Here is a 20,528-nt window from a genome sequence, read left to right as displayed (position 1 = left end):
CTCTGATACAGGGCTATTTGTTGTGGTCGATCCACAAAGACATGGCCTGCTTGTCCCGAAAACACTCGGACGGAATCGGGCGGCGTTTGGTGCGGGATATCCGCTCGGCAAAGGCGACTTGCTTGCCGGTTGGATAATTCGCGAAAGGCGACGGATCGACCGGCTTGTGCGCGGAAATCCAGGCAGACATTGAACGGCGATCGCGCTGGGCCTCAACCGGAATCTCCAAGGCTGACTGCTGCGCAATGGCGCGGGCATACCGCATTTGCCGGTCAGTGACGGGCAGTAGGTGATAGTCGTTCGACGGGCCACTCAGCGCCGCATCTCGGGCTTGGTAAGACATCGGAATGCTCCTCTGACTATGAAGAACATAGATGGAACATTGACCATTTTTTTCAAGTGGAGCCCTCCTCACATCAGCGGGAGTCCGCCGTGATGCGGTTTTATTGACTGACCAATCAATAAAAGATAAGCGGATGGGAAAAGACCTCTGAGAAGGAAACCGGCATGAAGTTCCAGCCCAAGGCCAGCCATTTCATCAATGGTGCATATGTCGAAGACACCAATGGTGCCCTCATAGACGTGATCTATCCCGCCACGGGTGAAGTTATCGCGCGGTTGCATTCCGCTACGCCCGATATCGTGAATCAGGCTCTAAATAGTACCAAAAACGCCCAAGCAGAGTGGGCGGCGCTGACAGGGACAGAGCGTGGCCGCATCCTGCGCCGGGCTGCAGACATCATGCGCGAACGTAACCGCGAGTTGTCGATCCTGGAAACGCACGACACCGGAAAACCCTTGCAGGAAACTCTTGTGGCGGACGCCACTTCGGGTGCGGATGCGCTGGAGTATTTCGGTGGGCTGGCCGCATCGCTGACGGGGGAACACATCCCGCTGGGTGGTGGAGACTTTGTCTATACCATCCGTGAGGCGCTGGGCGTCTGTGTGGGCATCGGTGCATGGAACTATCCGACCCAGATCGCGTGCTGGAAAGGTGCTCCCGCATTGGCTTGCGGCAATACGATGGTCTTCAAACCGTCCGAAACGACACCGCTGTCGGCCTTGCAGGTGGCTGAGATCCTGATCGAGGCGGGTGCGCCCAAGGGTGTTTATAACGTGATCCAAGGCTATGGCGACGTCGGTGCATCGCTGGTGACCGACCCGCGCGTGGCCAAGGTGTCCTTAACCGGATCGGTGCCCACCGGCCGCAAGGTCTATGCTGCCGCCGCCGATGGCATGAAGCACGTGACGATGGAGTTGGGCGGAAAATCCCCGATGATCGTCTTTGATGACGCAGACATCGAAAACGCCGTATCGGGCGCGATTCTGGGCAATTTCTATTCCTCGGGTCAGGTCTGTTCGAACGGAACCCGCGTTTTCGTGCAAAAAGGGATCAAAGAGGCCTTCCTCAAGCGTCTTTCCGAGCGGTTGGAAAACGCAATAATTGGTGACCCTTTGGACGAAAACGTCAATTTTGGACCGATGGTCAGTGAAAATCAGCTGAATATTGCGCTGAGCTATGTCGAAAAGGGTAAAGCTGAAGGCGCGCGACTGGTCTATGGCGGCACCCGGATCGAAGGCGACGGCTACTACATGCAACCCACGGTCTTTGCAGATGTGGCCGACGATATGTCCATCGCCCGCGAAGAGATCTTTGGTCCGGTCATGTCCGTCCTCGATTTCGACACTGAACAAGAGGTTTTGGCCCGTGCCAACGATACCGAGTTCGGGTTGGCCGCTGGTGTCTTTACCAACGACCTGACCCGCGCCCACCGCATTGTCGCCGGATTCGAGGCGGGTACTTGCTACATCAACACCTACAACCTGGCCCCGGTCGAAGCGCCGTTTGGTGGATCCAAGATGTCGGGCGTCGGGCGCGAGAACTCGAAACTGGCAATCAATCACTTCAGTGAAATGAAGACGGTCTACGTCTCGATGAACGATGTCGCGGCGCCCTACTGATCAAAACCGGCTATCTTGGTTCTGTTCCCGACATTTCGCGTCGGGAACAGAGCATAAGCTACCTGCGACCTGTGGCTGACTCCTGTCAAAGGGTGCCGATTGCGGTGCCGTCGGCAGGAGATCACGCTCATGAAAACGCACGCACAGGCCGTAGTGATCGGCGGAGGCTTGGCAGGTTGTTCGATACTTTATCATCTGGCCAAGCTGGGCTGGCGGGACGTCGTCCTGCTGGAACGGGATGAGCTGACGTCGGGATCGACCTGGCACGCAGCGGCCAATATTCATGGCCTTCACGACAACAACAACATCACCCGCATCCAGCATTATACGATGAACCTGTATAAAGAGCTGGAGCAGGAAACCGGCCAAAGCTGTGGCGTATTCCAGCCCGGTTCGCTGTATTTGGCCCAAACTGAAGAGCGCGAGCATCAGTTGCGTCTTCAGGAAGCCAAGGCGCGGTTTTATGGGCTGAACTTCCACGAAGTCAGCCGCGAGCAAGCAAAAGAGCTGCACCCTCTGGCGCAGTTCGACGATATCCGCTGCATCATGTACGAACCCGACGGCGGCAACGTCGATCCCTCAGGCGTGCCGCATGCCTACGCCGCGGGGGCGCGGGCCATGGGAGCCACGATTGAGCGGTTTTGCCCCGTATTAGGGACTGATCAGCAGCCGGACGGGTCGTGGATCGTGCGCACTGAAAAGGGCGACATCCATACACAGTGGGTCGTGAACGCCGCCGGTCTCTGGGGCCGCGAAGTGGCGGCGCTGGCCGGTCTGACCCTGCCTTTGCAGCCGACTGAGCATCAGTATTTCGTGACCGAATCCATCGATGAAGTTGCCAATCTGGGCCGCCGTCTGCCCTCGATCGCGGATCGGGATGGCGAATATTACTTCCGACAGGAAGGCAACGGGTTGCTGATCGGGGCCTATGAAAAGGACATGAAGTTCTGGGCCGAAGACGGCACGCCGCTGGATTTTGCCCATGATCTGTTCCCCGACGATCTGGACCGCATCATGGAAAACGTGATCCGCGCCACCGAGCGTGTGCCGGTAGCCGCCACAGCTGGGGTCAAGCGGGTGATCAACGGGCCGATGATCTGGTCGCCCGATTCAAGCGCGCTTTGGGGTCCTGTGCCCGAGTTGAAGAACTACTTCCTTTGTGGCGGCCTTATCCCGGGATTCTCGCAATCGGGTGGTCTTGGTCTGCTGGCAGCGCAATGGATGATCGAGGGCGAGCCTCAATACGACATGTTCGCCTGGGATCTTGCCCGATTTGGTGATTGGGCGGACAAGAAGTTCACCAAGGCGCGGGTCGAGGACCAGTATACCCATCGCTTCGCCATCCACTTCCCCAACGAAGAACGCAGCGCCGGACGTCCGGCCCGCGTGCGCCCCGCGTACCAGATGCAAAAGGACATGGGCTGCGTCTTCGGCTTGAACTGCGGTTGGGAACACCCGCTGTGGTTTGCTGATCAGCCGGGTACGGAAGAGACAATCGGCTTCACTCGCCAGAACTGGTGGGAGCCCGTGGGCCGTGAGGTGAAGATGCTGCGCGAAAGCGTAGGCGTGATCGATATCTCGAACTTTGCCAACTACGTCATCAAGGGGCTGGGTGCACATGATTGGCTGGACCAGTTGGTCGCCAACCGCGTACCGACCGAGGTCGGACGGTCCTGCCTGACCCCGCTGATTTCGGTTCGTGGCGGTGTCGCTGGCGATTTCACCATCACCAAGGTGGCCGAAGACGAATACATGATGATCGGCTCTGGCATGGCCGAGCGCTATCATCAGCGGTTCTTCAACATGATCGATCTGCCCGAAAACACGACGTTCGAAGTGGCAACAGACCGCATCGCCGGATTCAACGTGGCTGGCCCCAAGGCGCGCGATCTGTTGCAGCGCCTGACCAATTCGGATCTGTCGAACGAAGCGTTCCGCTTTATGCGCTCTCAGACCATTGAAGTCGCAGGTGTGACCTGCCTGGCCATCCGCGTCAGCTTTACCGGCGATCTGGGTTGGGAACTGCACTGCGCTGAAGAGGATCAAATCAGACTCTATACAGCACTTTTGGACGCCGCGGGCGCATTGGACGGCGGCCCGGTGGGTGGTCGCGCCCTTGGTTCTCTGCGCATCGAAAAAGGGTATGGTTCATGGGGCCGCGAGTATTCGCAGGAATATTGGCCACAGGAAGTCGGACTGGCGGGGCTGATCAAGCTGGACAAGGATTTCCTGCACAAGGACGCTTATCTGAAGGTCAAGGACAACCCCACGCGCGAGGTTTTGTCGATCTTTGAGGTCGAGGTGACGGATGCCGACGCAACGGGAGGAGAACCGATCTTTACCCCCGATGGCACGCCGGTGGGTCGCGTGACGTCAGGCGCCTATGGCTATTCGGTCGGCAAGTCGCTTGCCATCGGTTATGCCAACCCGGCTGTTGCCCGGCCCGGGGATACGGTTGAAATTTTTATCCTTGGCAGACCGCACAAAGCCAAAGTTTTGGCCGAGCCACCTTTTGACCCGTCAGGACATCGGCTTCGCGATGTTCAACCGAAGGTCATGGAAGCAGCGAAATGAGCGGAACTTTCGAGCGCGTCGCAGAGTTCGCTCTGAACTGTCCCGCGGACATGATGCCAGACAGCGCCAAAGAAACTGCAGCCCTGATGATGCTGGACACAATGGGCATCCTCATCGCCTCGGGTCCGATGGAAGCTGGCGTGATTGCTCGCGATACGGCGGCCCTGCTTTATGCCAGTTCTAACGCGGGCTACAGCGTTCCGATGATGTTCGACGGTCGGCCTGTCAGTATGGCTGGGGCGGCTTATGCGGCCGCAACCCAGACCGACAATCTAGATGGGCATGACGGTTACAACCCGACAAAGGGCCATATCGGCGTTGTTGTGTTGCCGGCGCTGATCGCGCTGGGTGTGCACTGCCCAGAGGTATCTGGCCCCGAGGCTTTGGCGGCCGTGATCACGGGGTATGAGGTCGCGGGGCGCGCGGGCATGTCGCTGCATGCATCGGTCAGCGATTATCACACCTCCGGGGCGTGGAATGCACTGGGCGTGGTGGCAATGGCCGCGCGTTTGCGTGGTCATTCGACTGCGCAGTTTCGCCAAGCTTTGGGCATCGCCGAATATCACGGCCCACGCAGCCAGATGATGCGCGAAATCGCGAACCCGACCATGTTGCATGACGGATCAGGCTGGGGCGCTATGGTCGGTATCTCTTCGGCGATTTTGGCCGAGCGTGGGTTCACCGGAGCACCAGCAATCACCATCGAAGCTGATGATGTCGCCGCGTTCTGGGCCGATCTTGGTCAATTCTGGCAGGTCGAGCATCAATATGTGAAACCCTACCCAATATGCCGTTGGGCGCATGCGGCAATCGACGGTGTGCGTGCGGTGATGATCGAGCATGACCTGACCCATGAACAGATCAAATCCCTACATATCAACAGCTTTCACGAAGCCGCCTGTCTTTACGGCGGGATGCCTAAAACGACATCTCAGGCACAGTATTCGCTGCCTTTTGCGGTGGCGGTTCAAGCGATCTACGGCCGGATCGGAGTTGAACATATCTCAGGCGTCGGGCTGTCGGATCCAACTGTGGCAGCTATGCTGCCTCGCATTCACGTTCGCGAAGATGCGCGTCACAGTACTCGTTTCCCCAAGGGGCGATGGGCCGACGTCACATTGGAAACGACCGATGGGCGCAGCTTGACCTCCGGCGACATTCACGCGCGCGGCGGACCCGAAGGCCCGTTCAGCAAAGAGGACGTGATTGCAAAATATACGGATTTTGCTGTGCCTGTAGTCGGACAGGAGCGTGCGGATGCGATCCGGGATGCCATCTTGGGTTGGACCAAACCCGGTTCCAAGATCTCTGACGTGTTGCCTTTGGTGTTCGATCCGTAAACGCCGAGCACGACAAGCGCCGAGCAATGGCGCAGGGCCTATCGGGCCAGTCACGGGGTGACCTTCGCCAGTAAATCCAAAATACGTTCCCGCGTTTGTGCGCCGTCCTCCAACAAGCTCTGCGCATCGGCCAGTGGCTTTTCGGGTATGCGATTGGGTGGGGTGGAAAGGGCCTGCGTCGTTTGGTGAATGGCAGAGAACTTTGATCCGCTCTCCTCATCCAACCTGCTTGGGCGATCTGCCAGCCAAACATACCGGTAGGCTTCTTCGATTTGTCCAATCTCGCGGAACAAATCGGCTGTTGCTCCGTAGTCTTCTGTCATCTGCATCGCTTGTCCCCTCAGCGATTGCGCGGCGTCTGAAGGGTCATCTGAAAGTTTCTGCACTGCTTGACGCGGTTGGTGCTGGAGCGGAGTGGCCTTCGCCCCAATCCCGACCCGATCCAAGCGCCCCTTTTTGTCCTGCGGTCGGTTGGCCAGTTCCAGCGCGACATTGGCAAAATCGGGCGCGGCCAATCTTTTGGCCACAGCAACAGCGGTACCTGTTGAAAGCGCCTATTTCTGCCTTGGCGTCAGAGTCAAAACGCGGCGCAGGAATGTCGCGTCGTCTGCCCACTCGGTCAAGATCAACGCCACACGGTTCAGTGTGTCAGAAGCTTCTGTGTTATGCGCCTGCAACAGATCCATTGCCTGGTCAAACTCTTTGCCAAGGCTCAACGCGACAATCTTTGTTTGCAACATCCAGGCGCCAATGTCTGATCTTCAAATCGCCCATAATGCGGCATCGCTTTCGCAGCCTAGAAGGCTTGCGGACGGGTTTGGCCCTGACTTAGGAGTACCGTCCAGATAACGTGGGATGGCGGCAATCCAATCCGCTTCCAGGTGCTGTTTCTCCAGCAAGTCCAACGCCCCTGCTCCAAAGCCGGAATAGGTATATGACTTTGCCGGTTTGAGAACCTGCTACTTATCGATGCGGTCAAACTCTTGAAACTACGAGTTACGCAGCGATGCGACTTGATCTGGGGAAGGGGCTGGACCAACCCGGGTCTCAAACCCAAGATTGGCAGCTGAAATGCAGGGCGGGCGTTTCTCAAGCTGTGGTAGGGAGGGACCCAAAAGCTCGTTCAGGCCGTTCAATACGGATGTCACATTTTATGTTCGCATTTAGATCTGACGGGAAGAATGGCCCATGAGGAGGATTGCTTGGCCTTTATCCGATCGGTGCCAGTCGCAAGTCCACTATTTCCCGATCAGCCCCCAATCAGCAGACGCGTTGACCCCGTCGCTGGCCACGGCACAAGAGTTATCGGTGTCGTTGGGCGAGGGCGGTTCGATCTCGGCGCGTACGATTCAGCTGATCCTGTTGATTACGGTTCTGAGTCTCGCACCGGGACTCGCGATCATGATCACCTGCTTTCCGTTTTTGATCACCGTTTTGGCGATCCTGCGGCAGGGGATTGGCTTGCAGCAATCTCCGCCAAACATGCTGATCGTCAGCCTGGCTTTGTTCCTGACCTATTTCGTCATGGACCCGGTCTTTACCGAGGCTTGGACAGCCGGCATCCGGCCATTGGTCAATGAAACGATGGAGGTTGAGCCCGCGCTGGGGCGCGCTTTGCAGCCATTCAGAGCCTTTATGGCGGCGCGACTGGACGCAGATACGTTTCACGCCATGGCCGCCTTGCGCCCCGAAGGGGACGCTATTCCTCTGTCGCCGGATGCGCCGCTGTCGATCTTGATGCCGTCCTTTATGCTGTCGGAAATTGCCCGCGCCTTTCAGATCGGATTTTTAGTGTTCTTGCCCTTTCTGATCATCGACCTTGTGGTCGCCGCGGTCTTGATGTCGATGGGTATGATGATGGTGCCGCCTGCCACAGTCTCTTTGCCGTTCAAGCTGGCATTTTTCGTCATTGCAGATGGTTGGTCTTTGATCGCCAGTGCTTTGGTTCGCAGCTACACAACCTAGGTTTTATTGCCGGGCGATCTGTAGGCGGGCGCGCAGGCCGCGCTCGCCGGCTTCGAACCGCATCGCGCCGCCATGTTGTTCGGCCACGGTTGCGGCGATGGTCAGACCCAGGCCGAAGCCGTCCGATGATCCGGTGTTGGACCCCCGCCGAAATGGGGCCATCAGGTTCTCAATATCCGAGACGGAGAGGTCGGTGCCCTTATCCTCGACGGTGATTGTGGCGGTGGTCGCATCGGTTTCCAACTGGACCTCAGCGTGCCGCCCGTATTTCAGGGCGTTGTCGATCAGGTTGGTCAGCGCACGCCGGAGAGAGATCGGCCGCCCCATGACCAGCACACGGCGGGTTTCGGGCAATTGCCCAACGCCGCGTTTGGACATGAAAACCGAGGTGGCCCCTTCGATCGCGACCGGATCGGTCTGTTTCAGGGTCACGGGCAGGTCCATGTCCTGATAGTCGGCGACCAGAGACTCGACCAGCGAGGTCAGAGAAATTTGTTGTGGTTCCTCGACATCCAGTTCGGACCGCGTGTAGGTCAGGACGCTTTCGATCATGCCGGTCATCTGATCAACATCCGCCTCAAGCTTTTCGCGCAGTTCGTCATCTGGGATCAGTGCGGCCCGCAGGCGCACGCGGGTCGCGGGTGTGCCCAGATCGTGGCTGACGCCAGACAAGACGGTTGCCCGCTTTTCCAACTGAGCGCGCTCGGCCTCGAGATGGGCGTTTACTGCCGATACAATGTCGCGCAGCTCATCCGGGCCATCAGCCTCATAGCTTTCCGGTCCGCCCAAACGCTGCCGCTGGCGCAGGGCATGCGCGAACCGGGTGAACGTGTCCGACACATTGCTGACCGAGGACAGAATGACCGCAAGCGCAACGATCCCCAACAGAATGGCGGGCAGGCGTAGATCCATAGGTGCGGCCTGACAGCCCCAAATTCGCGTGCCATCTACCTGATACCAGGCCTCCCGACCAAATTTCGCGATCAGGATCGGCTCGCTGCAATAGGTTGCCAGCAATCGGGTCAGATTGCCCATCTTCTCGGGGCCGGTTTGATCAATACCGGAGACGATGTCCGATACCGGATAAATCAAACGGTCGGACAGGATCGCGACGGTCAATTCGCGCCCGCTGAGCGGCGAGGAACTGTCCGTCAGGATCGACAGGTTTGTAACAAACCGGCGGTCAGAGAAGCCGGGCAAGCGCTGAAACTCGCCATTTTCGGCCAGCGCTGCGTCCTGCGGTGACAAGGGGGTAATTGAAAGCCCCTCGGACGGGGCCATGCCAGTGCGCAGTTCTTCGTAAACCGTGAAACCGGCAACAAAAGACTGCAGCAGGTAATCATTCCAGGCGCGCGCAGATGCGAACCACAGCCCTGCTGACAAAAGCCCTGCAGCAAAAGCCGACAGCGCCCACAGCCACCCCAGATTGCGCAGTCGCAGGGTCATTCTTCGACCGAGATGTCGGCACCAAAGATGTAGCCGACCCCGCGTTCCGTGCGCAGCATTTGCGGATCTTTCGGGTTGGCCTCGATTTTGGACCGCAAGCGCCCGACCAGCATGTCGATGGCGCGCCCCTGAGCTTCGGACTTGTCGCTGTCGCCGGTCACATCCAGCGCAGCGACGATCTCATCCCGGGTCAGCGGGATATGCGGGTTGGCCAGTAACACCTTGAGCAGGGCGGTTTCCCTTTGGGACAGCGACACCAGATAGCCTTCGGGAGAATGCAGGTCGTCGCGCTTGCCGTCATAGACCCAACCGTCAAAACGGAAGGTGCGGGTTCGGCGGCGATAGGCCAGCGACGATGATCGCCGCGCGCGTTGCATCACTGCGCGAATACGGGCCAGCATCAGTTGCGGGTTGAACGGCTTGGCGATGTAGTCATCGGCACCCACCTCGTATCCAGCCATGCGCTGATGATCCGCGGACAACGCCGACACAAGTATGATCGGTACATCCTGTTCCCGCCGCAGTCGGGCGCAGATGTCGATGCCGTTTTCATCCCCCAGCATGACGTCCAACAGGATCAGGTCGATCCGACCGTTGGACAAATGCGCGCGGATTTCTCGCTCAGTGCTGGCGGGCAGAGCGATGAACCCGTTCTTTTGCATCAGCTGAGTCATCATCGACCGCATGTCAGGGTCGTCATCCACCACCAGAAGCCGCGGAATGCTCACTCTGTCTGTCCTCCCGATAATGTTCCTCCGACGTCGTCAATTGTAACGAACGGAAACGGATTCAATGTCAACGTAACACGCTGTAACAAAAGTGGTGAAAAATTGGGCTTCGTCTGCATCTTGGCGCGGATTACGCGTTGTCAGATGGCGTTTGGCCCTCAGTAATAGCGCAATCGCTGCTTCGGCAGCCATTGAGTTCTCAGGGAGGAGACAAGACATGAATCGTTTTGCATTTGCCACCGTATCGACACTGGCCGTTGCGGCCGCGTCGTCGGTTGTGGCCGAGCCTCAGGCCGAGGTTCTGCATTGGTGGACCTCGGGCGGTGAGGCCAAGTCGGTCGCTGTTCTGCAGGAAGAGTTCGCCTCGAACGGTGGCACATGGACCGATATGCCAGTTGCAGGCGGCGGCGGTGACGCGGCAATGACCGCGCTGCGGGCCCGCGTTCTGGCTGGCAACGCACCGACTGCCGTTCAGCTGAAAGGCCCCGCCATTCAGGAATGGTACGAAGAAGGCGTTCTGGCTGACATCTCATCTGTTGCCGATGCCGAAGGCTGGGCCGAGGTGCTGCCCGCCTCGATCGCGGATCACATGAAGTGCGAAGGTACTTGGTGCGCCGCGCCGGTGAACGTACACCGTGTGGACTGGATCTGGGCCAACGCAGACGTTCTGGCGGCTAATGGTATCGAAATGCCGACAACTTGGGACGAGTTCAACGCCGCAGCGGATAAACTGCAGGCCGCTGGTGTGATCCCGTTGGCCCACGGTGGTCAGGCATGGCAGGACGCGACCGTTTTTGAAACGGTGGTTCTGGGCATTGGCGGGCCTGAGTTCTTCCAGAAGGCGCTGGTTGATCTGGACCCCGAAGCGCTGACTTCGGACACCATGGTTCAGGTCTTTGACCAGATGCGCACCCTACGTGGTTATGTGGATGAGAACTTCTCGGGCCGCGACTGGAACCTGGCGACGGCCATGGTCATGAACGGCGAAGCGGCGTTCCAGATCATGGGCGACTGGGCCAAAGGTGAATTCCTGGCAGCTGGCAAGAAGCCCGGCGAAGACTTCCTGTGCGCCTCGACCCCCGGTGACGGTTACCTGTACAACGTCGACAGCTTTGCCATGTTCGACGTGGACGGCGACGATAAGAAAGCCGGTCAGGACCTGCTGGCCAAGCTGATCGTCGCGCCGAACTTCCAGAAAGTGTTCAACCTGAACAAAGGCTCGATCCCCGCGCGGACCGATGTGGCGCTGGATGATTTCGACATCTGTGCCAATCTGTCGGCCGAAGATATGGGAGCGACCTCGGACGCAGGTTCGCTGCTGCCGTCCTACGCCCACGGCATGGCGCTGCGCGGGTCGCAGTCCGGTGCGATCACAGACGTTGTGACCGCGCATTTCAACTCGGATATGTCCTCGGCAGACGCGGTTCAGCAATTGGCGGACGCGGTAGCAAACAGCTACTGATCCAACACGCTCTGCCCCCTATAATGCGGGGCAGAGCACCTTTCCCCGGAGGCTAAAATGTCCGAATGGCTGGAAAACCACCTGCCCAAGGTGGTGCTGGCACCGTCGTTCATCGCCGTATTGATCTTTGTCTACGGCTTTATCGGATGGACTGCATGGGTGTCGCTGACCCGATCGAAACTACTGCCGAAATACGAGATCAAGGGCTTCATTCAGTATGAACGCCTGTTCGACTCCCCGCGCTGGGACACGGCAATCAACAACCTGTATATCTTTGGCGCGCTGTTCATCGTGATCGCGATGGTGCTGGGCCTGCTGCTGGCCATCCTGCTGGATCAGAAGATCCGCGCTGAAGGCGCGATCCGCACGATTTACCTGTACCCGATGGCGCTGTCGATGATCGTCACGGGCACCGCGTGGAAGTGGATTTTGAACCCCGGTCTTGGGATCGAGTCCATGGTGCAGGGCTGGGGCTTTCCGAATTTCGAGTTCGACTGGCTGGTGAACCCCGACTACGCCATCTACACCATCGTGATGGCTGCGATCTGGCAGAGCTCGGGCTTCGTCATGGCGCTGTTCCTCGCCGGTCTGCGGTCAGTGGATGGTGAGATCATCAAGGCCGCACAGGTCGATGGTATCCCCACGTGGCGCATCTATACGGCGATCATCATACCTTCGATGGCACCGATTTTCCTGTCTGCCTTCATCGTTCTGGCCCACCTGGCAATCAAGAGCTTTGACCTTGTCATCGCCCTGACAGGCGGTGGTCCGGGTTACGCAACCGATCTGCCTGCCACGTACATGTACGCCATGGCGTTCTCGCGCGGTGATATCGGTCAGGCGGCCTCGTCTGCGATGATCATGATGCTGGTCGTCTTTGCCATCGTGGTTCCTTATCTTTACTCAGAGCTGAGGGCGAAAAATGACTGATCTGTCGATGCCCCAATCCCAATCTCAAACCCGCACCCAAAGCGCCGCTGGCAAAATTGCCCTGCGATGGTTGCTGTACGTCCTGCTTGGCCTGTTCGCGCTGTATTACCTGATGCCGCTGTTCGTGATGGTCACCACATCGCTGAAAAGCCTTGAGGAGATTCGCACCGGATCCCTGATCTCGCTGCCGCGCGAAGTCAGCTTTGACGCCTGGAAAACCGCATGGTCCGGGGCTTGTACTGGTATTCAGTGCGAAGGTCTGCGGCCTTACTTTTGGAACTCGGTCCTGATCGCGGTGCCTGCGGTGGCGATTTCGACCCTGCTGGGCGCGCTGAATGGCTATGTCGTGGCGCAGTGGCGGTTTAAAGGCGCGAACATCATCTTCTCGCTGATGCTGTTTGGCTGTTTCATCCCGTTTCAGGTCGTCTTGCTGCCGATGGCGCGGTTGCTGGGCATGATGGGGATCGCCGGGACCATTCCGGGTCTGATCTTCGTTCACGTGATCTACGGGCTGGGATTCACCACGCTGTTCTTCCGCAACTACTACGTCACGATCCCGGCCGAGCTGACCAAGGCAGCCCGCGTCGATGGGGCCGGTTTCCTGCGGATCTTCTGGTCGATTTTCCTGCCGCTGTCGCTGCCCATCGTCGTGGTGACCGTGATATGGCAGTTCACGCAGATCTGGAACGACTTCCTGTTCGGCGTGTCGTTCAGCCAGGCAGGAACGCAGCCCGTGACCGTTGCGCTCAACAACATCGTAAACTCCACCACCGGCGTCAAAGAATACAACGTCGACATGGCCGCCGCGATCATCGCGGGGCTGCCGACGCTGCTCGTCTATGTCGTTGCCGGTAAGTATTTCATCCGCGGCCTGACCGCCGGTTCCGTGAAGGGATAACCCATGGCTCCCATCTTAGATATCAACAATCTGTACAAGAATTACGGCGCGACCGAGATTCTGAAAGACATCAACATCTCGATCGAACCGGGGGACTTCCTGGTGCTGGTCGGGCCTTCGGGGTGCGGTAAGTCCACCTTGCTGAACTGCATCGCGGGGCTTGAGGAAATCACCGGCGGGACGCTGTCCATCGGTGGCAACGACATGACCCATGTCAGCCCCAAGGACCGCGACATCGCGATGGTGTTCCAGTCTTATGCTCTGTACCCGACCATGACCGTGGCCAAGAACATCACCTTCGGCATGAAAGTGCGCGGGGTGGATCAGGCGACGCAGGATGCCAAGCTGAAAGAGGTCGCTTCGCTGCTGCAGATCGAACCCCTGCTGAACCGCCGCCCCAGCCAGCTTTCGGGCGGTCAGCGTCAGCGCGTGGCGATGGGCCGGGCGCTGGTGCGCGATCCTAAGTTGTTCCTGTTCGATGAACCGCTGTCGAACCTCGACGCCAAGCTGCGGGTTGAGATGCGGACTGAGATCAAAAAGCTGCACCAGACGCTGGATGCCTCGATCGTCTATGTGACCCATGACCAGATCGAAGCGATGACCCTCGCCACCAAGATCGTGGTTCTCAAGGGCGGTGTGGTGCAGCAGATCGGCACCCCGGCCGAGATCTACAACAATCCGGCTAACCTGTTTGTGGCCGATTTCATGGGCTCGCCCGCGATGAACCTGATCCCGGCGCAAGCGACTAGGAACGGCTCTGGTACCCAGATCGCCATCGCGCGCGACCAAGGCGAAACGCTATTGTTGAACGATGCACGCGATCTGTCGCTGCCACAGGATGTCATTCTGGGTCTGCGTCCCGAAGATATTGCCGAGGCCGGGTTCCGCGCTGGCGACGGCGTTCAGGAAGCGGCTTGCATGGTCGACATGGTCGAACCTGCCGGCGCAGACACCTATGTGGTCTCGGAACTGGGCGGCAAACAGGTCACCGCGCGTTTGCATGCGGAAACCAGCGCGCAGGCAGGCAAGATGCTCAACCTTGCTTTCGACATGAGCAAAGTGTCGTACTTTGCCAAGGAAACCGGTGAACGCCTGAACTAAACGCAATAGCGCCGCGCGAAGCCAATCGCGCGGCGCTTTTTCATTTGAACCAGATCAGCTGACCTTGTTCTGGTTCATGTCCTTGATCAGGCGGTTCAGATCACCGCCACGAGCATCCAGCATCGCACCGACTTCGGTCCGTTCGGTCAGCAGCATGTTCACCCCTTCGATAAACATGTTGAAGAACTTGTCGCGGCCCGACTTGTCCGAAACCAGGAATGTGACCTCAAACGGGGACGAGCCCTGCAGCTTGACTGAGGTGCGCACCTCGTATCCTGCCTTGATCTTGCGAGCGTTGCGGACGGTAACCTGTCCACCGATGAATTCACGGAAGCGGCGGCCATACTTGTTCGAGATATAGCCCTGAAACGCTTTGGTGAATTGCTTCAGTTGTGACGGGCTGGCCGAACGGGCATCTGCCCCTAGCACATAACGTGCCATGATCGGCACATCGGCATATTGCACAAAAATCTTCTCGAAATCGCGGATCATCGCTTTCTCGGATTTGCCCGATGCGATCACACGGTTGATTTCATCCACGACACTAACAACCAGAGCCTTGGCGCTGGCTTCGGTCTGGGCGAAGGCGGAAAGGGGAAGGGCGGTCAGTGCCATACCGGCAAGGCCGGTGGTGACAAAACTGCGACGGTTCATAAGGTTACTCGGCATAGGGGTCCTCATAGGGGTCCTCGTATGGGTCTAGGTAGGGGTCCCTGACAGGGTCGGTTCCGATATCGGCATAGGGGTCATCATACAATCCCAGATAGGTTTCTTCATCGTCCCTCGCCAGTTCAAAGCGGCGATTTTGTATGTAAATGGTGCGCGCCTGGGCGTAACTGTCGGCACTTTCATACAGGATCGAGTCAACGGTGTCAGAGAACCGTCCTCGGTCTCCCATGCGGCGGACAACCTCGGCATAGACGCCGATATTGTCGACCGGGCGGACCGGCGTAAAGTTGATCGGGTTCGAGAAGAGGTTGACCACAACGCCAATCGCATCGCGCTGGGTTGAGGGGCCGTAAAATGGCAGCTCGACATAAGCGCCTTCGCCGACGCCCCAGACATGCAGGGTTTCACCGAAATCCGTGTCGACAGGCGGCAGATCCAGTTCGTCCGCGGGGGCCGATAGCCCCAAGCCGCCAACGGTCGAATTGATTACGAACCGCAACAACGCATTGCCCGATTGCTTGATATTTCCCTGCAGCAGATAGTCCAGCGCCTGGCCGGGCATCGTCAGGTTTTCAGCAAAGTTGTTAAAGCTGGTCACCATCGGATCGGGCACGATCTTTACGTACCCTTTCGAGGCCGGGCGGAACAGAAAGCGGTCGACGCCCAGATTGAACTTGTGAACGCCGCGGTTGTTCCGTTCGTAGGGGTCAAAGACCTGACTCGGCGGCGCGCCTTCGGGTGGGCGCGTGGCGCAGGCGCTCAGAACCGTCATCAGTGACAGGGCGATCAGGGGAATAAGGCTGATTCTGCTCAACACGGGTTCTGCTACTCCAAACCATTTAGGTCATTTAAACCCAAACACTTAATCAATACTGCCTGTCGCCGCTGTACGCAGCGCAATTCAATGTCACATAGTTGTTTCACAGCCATAAGGAAACAAATAGCGTTTAACCCGCCCGATGGTCGAAGGTAAAGTGACACAAGTTCAACAGTTCGGAATAAGAAAAGTTACGCCCACAAGCGGCGTGAGCTGCATGTCCGTTTTGTCACTTTTCCATTGCCGACTTCCCGGTTAGCTTCGCCCCGACTCGAATTTGGGAGGAAACCTCATGAGCATCGCCGCGAAACTGGAAAGCCTGGGCGTTACGCTGCCGGATGCACCAGCACCGGCCGCAAACTATGTGCCGTTCGTGCGCGTGGGAAACATCGTGTACGTCTCGGGCCAGATCTCGAAAGCGGATGAGCTGATCACCGGCAAGCTGGGCGACGACATGGATGTCGACGCAGGTGCCGCCGCAGCCAAGGTCTGTGCGATCAACCTGTTGGCGCAGGTCAAAGCCGCCTGTGGTGGTGACATCGAAAAGCTGGTGCGCGTTGTCAAACTGACCGGTTTTGTGAACTCGACCGCCGATTTCACCAACCAGCCACAAGTGATCAATGGGGCCTCGGATTTCCTGGTCGAAGCGCTGGGCGATGCGGGTCGCCATTCGCGTTCCGCAGTGAGCGCGGCTGCGCTGCCACTGGGTGTGGCGGTTGAAATCGAAGGCATCTTCGAAGTTCAATGATCCCAACACTGCCCGAAGCCTTCCTGACCGTGCCTGTGGCACATCGTGCGCTGCATGACAAACAGGACAACCGCCCGGAAAACAGTCGGGCGGCCATTCGTGCCGCTGTTCAGGCAGGCTACGCGATCGAGATTGATTTACAGCTGACCGCCGACAATCGGGCGATGGTGTTTCATGACTATGACATGGCCCGCCTGACGGGGCAGTCTGGTCCAATCCAGCAGATCACTGCCGATCAGGCCTCGGGCACTAAACTGCTGCATGCTGATGACGGCATACCGACCTTTGACGAGGTGCTGAAGATTGTATCCGGCAATGTGCCTCTGCTGATCGAGTTCAAGGATCAGGACGGCGCCATGGGCACATCTGTCGGGGCGTTGGAACGCGACGCGGTGCGGGCGTTGCAAGGCTATGACGGGCCGGTTGCGTTGATGTCGTTCAACCCCAACTCGGTCGCTGAATTGGCGCGGTTAGCCCCGCACCTGCCGCGTGGCATCGTGACGGGGTCGTACCAGCCCAAGGAAGAACTGTTGCCACACGCCGTCTGTGACCACCTGCGCGGGATTCCCGATTTCGACCGGGTTGGCGCCAGTTTCATCAGCCATGAAGTGACCGACCTGAACCGTCCTCGCGTGGCCGAGCTGAAGGCGCGCGGTGTGCCGATCCTGTGCTGGACGGTGCGATCGCCTGAACAAGAGGCAAAGGCCCGCGAAGTTGCCGACAATGTGACCTTCGAAGGGTATCTGGCCGCACATCCGGGTTGAACCCGGCCCACGTCGTCACAGATAAAGACCAGACGCGGAGGGCACATGGATCAGGCACAGATTGAGGTTCAGGTACTGGGCTCGCTGTCTCAGATATCTGCGGCAGAGTGGGACAGTTGCGCCTGTCCCGAGGCCGCTGATGGTGGCCGCCCGCTTGATCCATTTACCACCCATCGGTTTCTGATCGCGCTGGAACACAGTGGCTCGGTCGGACGTGGAACCGGGTGGCAGCCGCAATATCTGACGGCCTATCTGGACGGAATGCTCATCGCCGCAGCGCCGATGTACGCCAAGTCTCATAGCCAGGGCGAGTACATCTTTGACCACAACTGGGCACACGCCTATGAGAACGCCGGCGGGCGTTATTATCCCAAACTGCAGATTGCTGTGCCTTTCACGCCTGCGACGGGTAGGCGTTTTTTGGTGCGCACGGGATACGAGGCGATAGGGATGTCGGCACTGGTGCAAGGCGCGGTGCAACTGGCGGCGGACAATCAGGTCTCATCCATTCACGCGACCTTCTGCACCGAGGACGAAGCGCTGGCCGGTGAGCAGATGGGCCTGATGACGCGCCACTCGCAGCAGTTTCACTGGCTGAACGACGATTACGCTGACTTTGACGGGTTTCTTGCGGCTCTGTCTTCGCGCAAGCGCAAGAATATTCGTAAAGAGCGCGCGCAGGCATGCGGCTTTGGCGGCGAGATACGGACATTGACCGGTGGTGATCTGCGCCCGGAACACTGGGATGCTTTCTGGCAATTCTATCAGGACACCGGGTCGCGCAAATGGGGCATGCCCTATTTGACCCGCCAGTTCTTTGATATTGCGCATGAAACCATGGCGGATGACATGGCGCTGGTTTTGGCGGAACGGGACGGGCATTCGATTGCCGGGGCGCTGAATTTTATCGGTCGCGAGACGCTTTTTGGTCGCTATTGGGGCTGTACCGAGCATCACGCCTGCCTGCATTTCGAACTGTGCTATTATAGGGCAATCGACTTTGCCATTGCCGAGGGTCTGGTGCGGGTCGAAGCCGGGGCGCAGGGCGAACACAAGCTGGCGCGCGGTTATCTGCCCACGCGCACGCACAGTCTGCATTGGGTCAACGATCCGGGCTTTGCCGATGCGATCAGAAAATATCTGGACGCCGAGGCCCGCGCAGTGGGAGAAGAGATCGAGATTCTGACGGATTATGGCCCGTTCAGAAAGTCGAACCCGGAGGAACAGCAATGACGGAACTATTGTCGACCGAGACACGCGGCCCTCTTCTGGATCCGCTGTTCGAAAACGGCTGGACCATGGTCAAGGACCGGGACGCGATCACTAAAACCTTTATATTCGAGGACTTTGTCCACGCTTTCGGCTGGATGACCCAAGTGGCGATTTTTGCCGAAAAATGGAACCACCACCCCGAATGGTCGAACGTCTACCGCACGGTCGAAGTGGTTCTTTCCACCCATGATGTGGGCGGTTTGTCTTCATTGGACGCGAAACTGGCCCGCAAGATGGACAGCCTCGTTTAGCGGTCTCCTCTCGAACCCATTCCGCCTGCCAGGGAAGCAACTTCGCCCAGACGCCGGAACTCGGCCGGTGTGACGGTGCCGTCGCTGACGTTTATGTTGCCCGGAATGCCGGTTGTGCGGTTCCCGACCGAGCGCACGCTGCGGGCGGCCGGGTTGATGTCTAGGCAGCGGGTATCGTAGCAGGTCAGACCCGATGTATTGATCTGAATTCGCGTCTGACCGTCCGGTCCGGTGACTACAGGAGACTGCGGCGCGTCGCAGGCGGCAAGGACTCCCAGAATGCCAATGGTAATCCACTTATTCATTCAATGCTCCTATCGATCCGCCGGCGGTGCGATCAATCCAAAAGACCGTTCCCGTCCTGATCAGCGGCTGAAAAATCATCATTCATTTGCGCGTCATACTCTGCGCGAGAGATAACGCTGTCGTTGTTTCGGTCAACGTTCTGAAATTGCTTTATGTCCAAAAACGGCTTGGCTTCTGCCATGCCTAAGGTGCCGTTCTTGTCTTCGTCCATGGCCTGAAAGGCATAGTCCGAAAAGGCGTTGAACTCATCTTTGGACAAAAAGCCGTCATTGTTGGCGTCTATCGCATTGAGTTCCCGTTCATGCAATTCCGCCACGGATTCTGCCAATACAGCGCTGGCCAGCAATACGAATGCGGCCGTCAAAATTCCTGATTTCATGGTCGCTCTCCTTCAGCACGCGTAACGCTGGCCTGCGGCACCGCCCGCCACGGCCCCGCCAGCGGTCAGAATGTCCCGGCCGGACCCACCGCCGAATTGGTTGCCAATCACGCCGCCGATCAACGCCCCGCCCAAAGTGCCGCTGAGGCAGGCAATCTCGTGCTGTCGTGCAGCCTGTTGTTGAGGTGTCGGGGCCGGGCCGCAGGCCGCAATTGCGCCAGAAGCGCCCAGAAGGATGGTGATGACTTTGAGTTTCATCAAAAAAAACTCCCTGATTGAATGGGGGAAGTATCGACCCATCAGAGAGTTGCATCAAGTGAAATAGGGTTAACGTGGCCCCGGCGTACCGGGGCCCGGTAAGATCAGATGCTTTCCAGCAGTCCTTCACCCGCAGAAATTTCGCAGGCGCCTGGGTTTTCTTCCAGGTTCAACGCTACGACCTTGCCGTCCTCAACCAACATCGCATAGCGCTTGGACCGCGCGATCAGCCCGACAGGGGGGGCGTCAAAGTCCATACCGATGGCTTTGGTGAACTCGGATGCGGCGTCGGCCAGCATGGTCAGGCCAGCCGCTTTCGCGCCGGTGGCTTCGCCCCATGCGCCCATCACAAAGGGGTCGTTGACCGAAACGCAGATGATCTCGTCGACGCCCTTGTCTGCGAATTGGTCCTTGGTGCGCATGAAACTGGGCACGTGCGCGGAATGGCAGGTGGGTGTGAATGCGCCGGGTACTGCGAATATCACGACCTTGCGGCCTTTGGTCTTGTCTGAAATCCGAACCTCTTCGGGTCCTTCTGCCCCCATTTGGGTCAACGTTGCGTCGGGAAGCATATCACCGGTTGAAATCATCTTGATCCTCCTGTCGATTGGATTTGCAGAGTCGGCCTCAGCCGCAATATAGGTGAGCCGAAAAATGA

Annotated in this window: 23 protein-coding genes; 12 read left to right on the top strand and 11 right to left on the bottom strand. The window is 58.4% G+C overall.

Going from position 1 to position 20,528, the window contains the following annotated elements; translation table 11 throughout:
• Nucleotides 1–13: 13 nt before the first annotated feature.
• Nucleotides 14–343, bottom strand: a complete 330-nt coding sequence (locus GOV53_RS13200; RefSeq protein ID WP_170467330.1) for a hypothetical protein — start codon at nt 341–343, stop codon at nt 14–16.
• A gap of 164 nt (nt 344–507) precedes the next feature.
• Between GOV53_RS13200 and betB the strand changes: the two genes are divergently transcribed.
• From betB to GOV53_RS13185, 3 genes are all read left to right on the top strand, one after another.
• A complete protein-coding gene (gene betB / locus GOV53_RS13195) occupies nt 508–1,962 on the top strand; it encodes a betaine-aldehyde dehydrogenase (protein ID WP_170467328.1) in 1,455 nt (484 codons plus the stop codon).
• Between the two features lie 129 nt (nt 1,963–2,091).
• Nucleotides 2,092–4,536 carry a GcvT family protein gene (locus GOV53_RS13190; protein ID WP_170467326.1) on the top strand — a complete coding sequence of 815 codons (2,445 nt, stop codon included), beginning with the start codon at nt 2,092–2,094 and terminating at the stop codon, nt 4,534–4,536.
• Nucleotides 4,533–5,876 carry an MmgE/PrpD family protein gene (locus GOV53_RS13185; protein ID WP_170467324.1) on the top strand — a complete coding sequence of 448 codons (1,344 nt, stop codon included), beginning with the start codon at nt 4,533–4,535 and terminating at the stop codon, nt 5,874–5,876. The genes GOV53_RS13190 and GOV53_RS13185 overlap by 4 nt, the downstream gene beginning before the upstream one ends.
• Nucleotides 5,877–5,926: 50 nt before the next feature.
• On the opposite strand, the gene GOV53_RS13180 is transcribed toward GOV53_RS13185, so the two are convergent.
• Together GOV53_RS13180 and GOV53_RS13175 are read right to left on the bottom strand one after the other, a co-directional pair.
• Nucleotides 5,927–6,403, bottom strand: a complete 477-nt coding sequence (locus tag GOV53_RS13180) for a hypothetical protein (protein ID WP_170467322.1) — start codon at nt 6,401–6,403, stop codon at nt 5,927–5,929.
• 27 nt (nt 6,404–6,430) lie between these two features.
• Nucleotides 6,431–6,616, bottom strand: coding sequence for a hypothetical protein (locus GOV53_RS13175; RefSeq protein ID WP_170467320.1), 186 nt, complete (start codon nt 6,614–6,616; stop codon nt 6,431–6,433).
• 448 nt (nt 6,617–7,064) lie between these two features.
• Here GOV53_RS13175 and fliP point away from each other — a divergent pair, with 448 nt between their 5' ends.
• Entirely contained in the window at nt 7,065–7,841 is a 777-nt protein-coding gene (gene fliP, locus GOV53_RS13170; protein ID WP_170467318.1) for a flagellar type III secretion system pore protein FliP, read from the top strand.
• 3 nt (nt 7,842–7,844) lie between these two features.
• Here fliP and GOV53_RS13165 read toward each other — a convergent pair whose 3' ends face one another.
• Both GOV53_RS13165 and GOV53_RS13160 read right to left on the bottom strand, forming a co-directional pair.
• Complete coding sequence (locus GOV53_RS13165) at nt 7,845–9,287, bottom strand: sensor histidine kinase (RefSeq protein ID WP_170467316.1); 1,443 nt, start codon at nt 9,285–9,287, stop codon at nt 7,845–7,847.
• Nucleotides 9,284–10,015, bottom strand: coding sequence for a response regulator transcription factor (locus GOV53_RS13160; protein WP_170467315.1), 732 nt, complete (start codon nt 10,013–10,015; stop codon nt 9,284–9,286). The genes GOV53_RS13165 and GOV53_RS13160 overlap by 4 nt, the downstream gene beginning before the upstream one ends.
• 217 nt (nt 10,016–10,232) lie before the next feature.
• Between GOV53_RS13160 and GOV53_RS13155 the strand changes: the two genes are divergently transcribed.
• The 4 genes from GOV53_RS13155 to GOV53_RS13140 are packed head-to-tail and all read left to right on the top strand — an operon-like array spanning nt 10,233 to nt 14,406.
• Nucleotides 10,233–11,477, top strand: a complete 1,245-nt coding sequence (locus tag GOV53_RS13155) for an ABC transporter substrate-binding protein (RefSeq protein ID WP_170467313.1) — start codon at nt 10,233–10,235, stop codon at nt 11,475–11,477.
• Between the two features lie 57 nt (nt 11,478–11,534).
• Nucleotides 11,535–12,407, top strand: coding sequence for a carbohydrate ABC transporter permease (locus GOV53_RS13150; RefSeq protein WP_170425851.1), 873 nt, complete (start codon nt 11,535–11,537; stop codon nt 12,405–12,407).
• Complete coding sequence (locus GOV53_RS13145) at nt 12,400–13,305, top strand: carbohydrate ABC transporter permease (RefSeq protein ID WP_170467311.1); 906 nt, start codon at nt 12,400–12,402, stop codon at nt 13,303–13,305. Before GOV53_RS13150 ends, GOV53_RS13145 begins: the two co-directional genes overlap by 8 nt.
• A 3-nt stretch (nt 13,306–13,308) precedes the next feature.
• Nucleotides 13,309–14,406, top strand: coding sequence for an ABC transporter ATP-binding protein (locus tag GOV53_RS13140; protein WP_170467309.1), 1,098 nt, complete (start codon nt 13,309–13,311; stop codon nt 14,404–14,406).
• Between the two features lie 54 nt (nt 14,407–14,460).
• Here the strand turns inward: GOV53_RS13140 and GOV53_RS13135 are convergent, their stop codons facing one another.
• A complete protein-coding gene (locus GOV53_RS13135; protein WP_170467307.1) occupies nt 14,461–15,075 on the bottom strand; it encodes an MlaC/ttg2D family ABC transporter substrate-binding protein in 615 nt (204 codons plus the stop codon).
• On the bottom strand, nt 15,065–15,847 hold the full coding sequence (locus tag GOV53_RS13130; RefSeq protein WP_170467549.1) for an MlaA family lipoprotein: 783 nt from the start codon (nt 15,845–15,847) through the stop codon (nt 15,065–15,067). The genes GOV53_RS13135 and GOV53_RS13130 overlap by 11 nt, the downstream gene beginning before the upstream one ends.
• 337 nt (nt 15,848–16,184) lie before the next feature.
• Between GOV53_RS13130 and GOV53_RS13125 the strand changes: the two genes are divergently transcribed.
• Genes GOV53_RS13125 through GOV53_RS13110 form a run of 4 tightly spaced genes read left to right on the top strand, consistent with a single transcriptional unit; the run spans nt 16,185 to nt 18,927 of the window.
• Complete coding sequence (locus GOV53_RS13125; RefSeq protein WP_170425843.1) at nt 16,185–16,640, top strand: RidA family protein; 456 nt, start codon at nt 16,185–16,187, stop codon at nt 16,638–16,640.
• Nucleotides 16,637–17,404, top strand: a complete 768-nt coding sequence (locus tag GOV53_RS13120; RefSeq protein WP_170467305.1) for a glycerophosphodiester phosphodiesterase family protein — start codon at nt 16,637–16,639, stop codon at nt 17,402–17,404. The genes GOV53_RS13125 and GOV53_RS13120 overlap by 4 nt, the downstream gene beginning before the upstream one ends.
• 45 nt (nt 17,405–17,449) lie before the next feature.
• Nucleotides 17,450–18,637 carry a GNAT family N-acetyltransferase gene (locus GOV53_RS13115; RefSeq protein WP_170467303.1) on the top strand — a complete coding sequence of 396 codons (1,188 nt, stop codon included), beginning with the start codon at nt 17,450–17,452 and terminating at the stop codon, nt 18,635–18,637.
• Complete coding sequence (locus GOV53_RS13110) at nt 18,634–18,927, top strand: 4a-hydroxytetrahydrobiopterin dehydratase (RefSeq protein ID WP_170425837.1); 294 nt, start codon at nt 18,634–18,636, stop codon at nt 18,925–18,927. The genes GOV53_RS13115 and GOV53_RS13110 overlap by 4 nt, the downstream gene beginning before the upstream one ends.
• On the opposite strand, the gene GOV53_RS13105 is transcribed toward GOV53_RS13110, so the two are convergent.
• From GOV53_RS13105 to GOV53_RS13090, 4 genes are all read right to left on the bottom strand, one after another.
• Nucleotides 18,924–19,232 carry a hypothetical protein gene (locus GOV53_RS13105; protein WP_170425835.1) on the bottom strand — a complete coding sequence of 103 codons (309 nt, stop codon included), beginning with the start codon at nt 19,230–19,232 and terminating at the stop codon, nt 18,924–18,926. The genes GOV53_RS13110 and GOV53_RS13105 overlap by 4 nt on opposite strands.
• Nucleotides 19,233–19,264: 32 nt before the next feature.
• Nucleotides 19,265–19,612, bottom strand: coding sequence for a hypothetical protein (locus GOV53_RS13100; protein WP_170467301.1), 348 nt, complete (start codon nt 19,610–19,612; stop codon nt 19,265–19,267).
• Nucleotides 19,613–19,624: 12 nt separating this feature from the next.
• Nucleotides 19,625–19,870: a glycine zipper 2TM domain-containing protein gene (locus GOV53_RS21450; protein ID WP_170425831.1), complete on the bottom strand. Its 246-nt coding sequence runs from the start codon at nt 19,868–19,870 to the stop codon at nt 19,625–19,627.
• 104 nt (nt 19,871–19,974) lie between these two features.
• Complete coding sequence (locus GOV53_RS13090; protein WP_170467299.1) at nt 19,975–20,460, bottom strand: peroxiredoxin; 486 nt, start codon at nt 20,458–20,460, stop codon at nt 19,975–19,977.
• Nucleotides 20,461–20,528: the final 68 nt, after the last annotated feature.

The sequence above is a fragment of the Ruegeria arenilitoris genome (assembly GCF_013035315.1).
Lineage (GTDB): Bacteria > Pseudomonadota > Alphaproteobacteria > Rhodobacterales > Rhodobacteraceae > Ruegeria > Ruegeria arenilitoris_D.
This window is presented reverse-complemented; position numbering and strand designations above follow the sequence as displayed.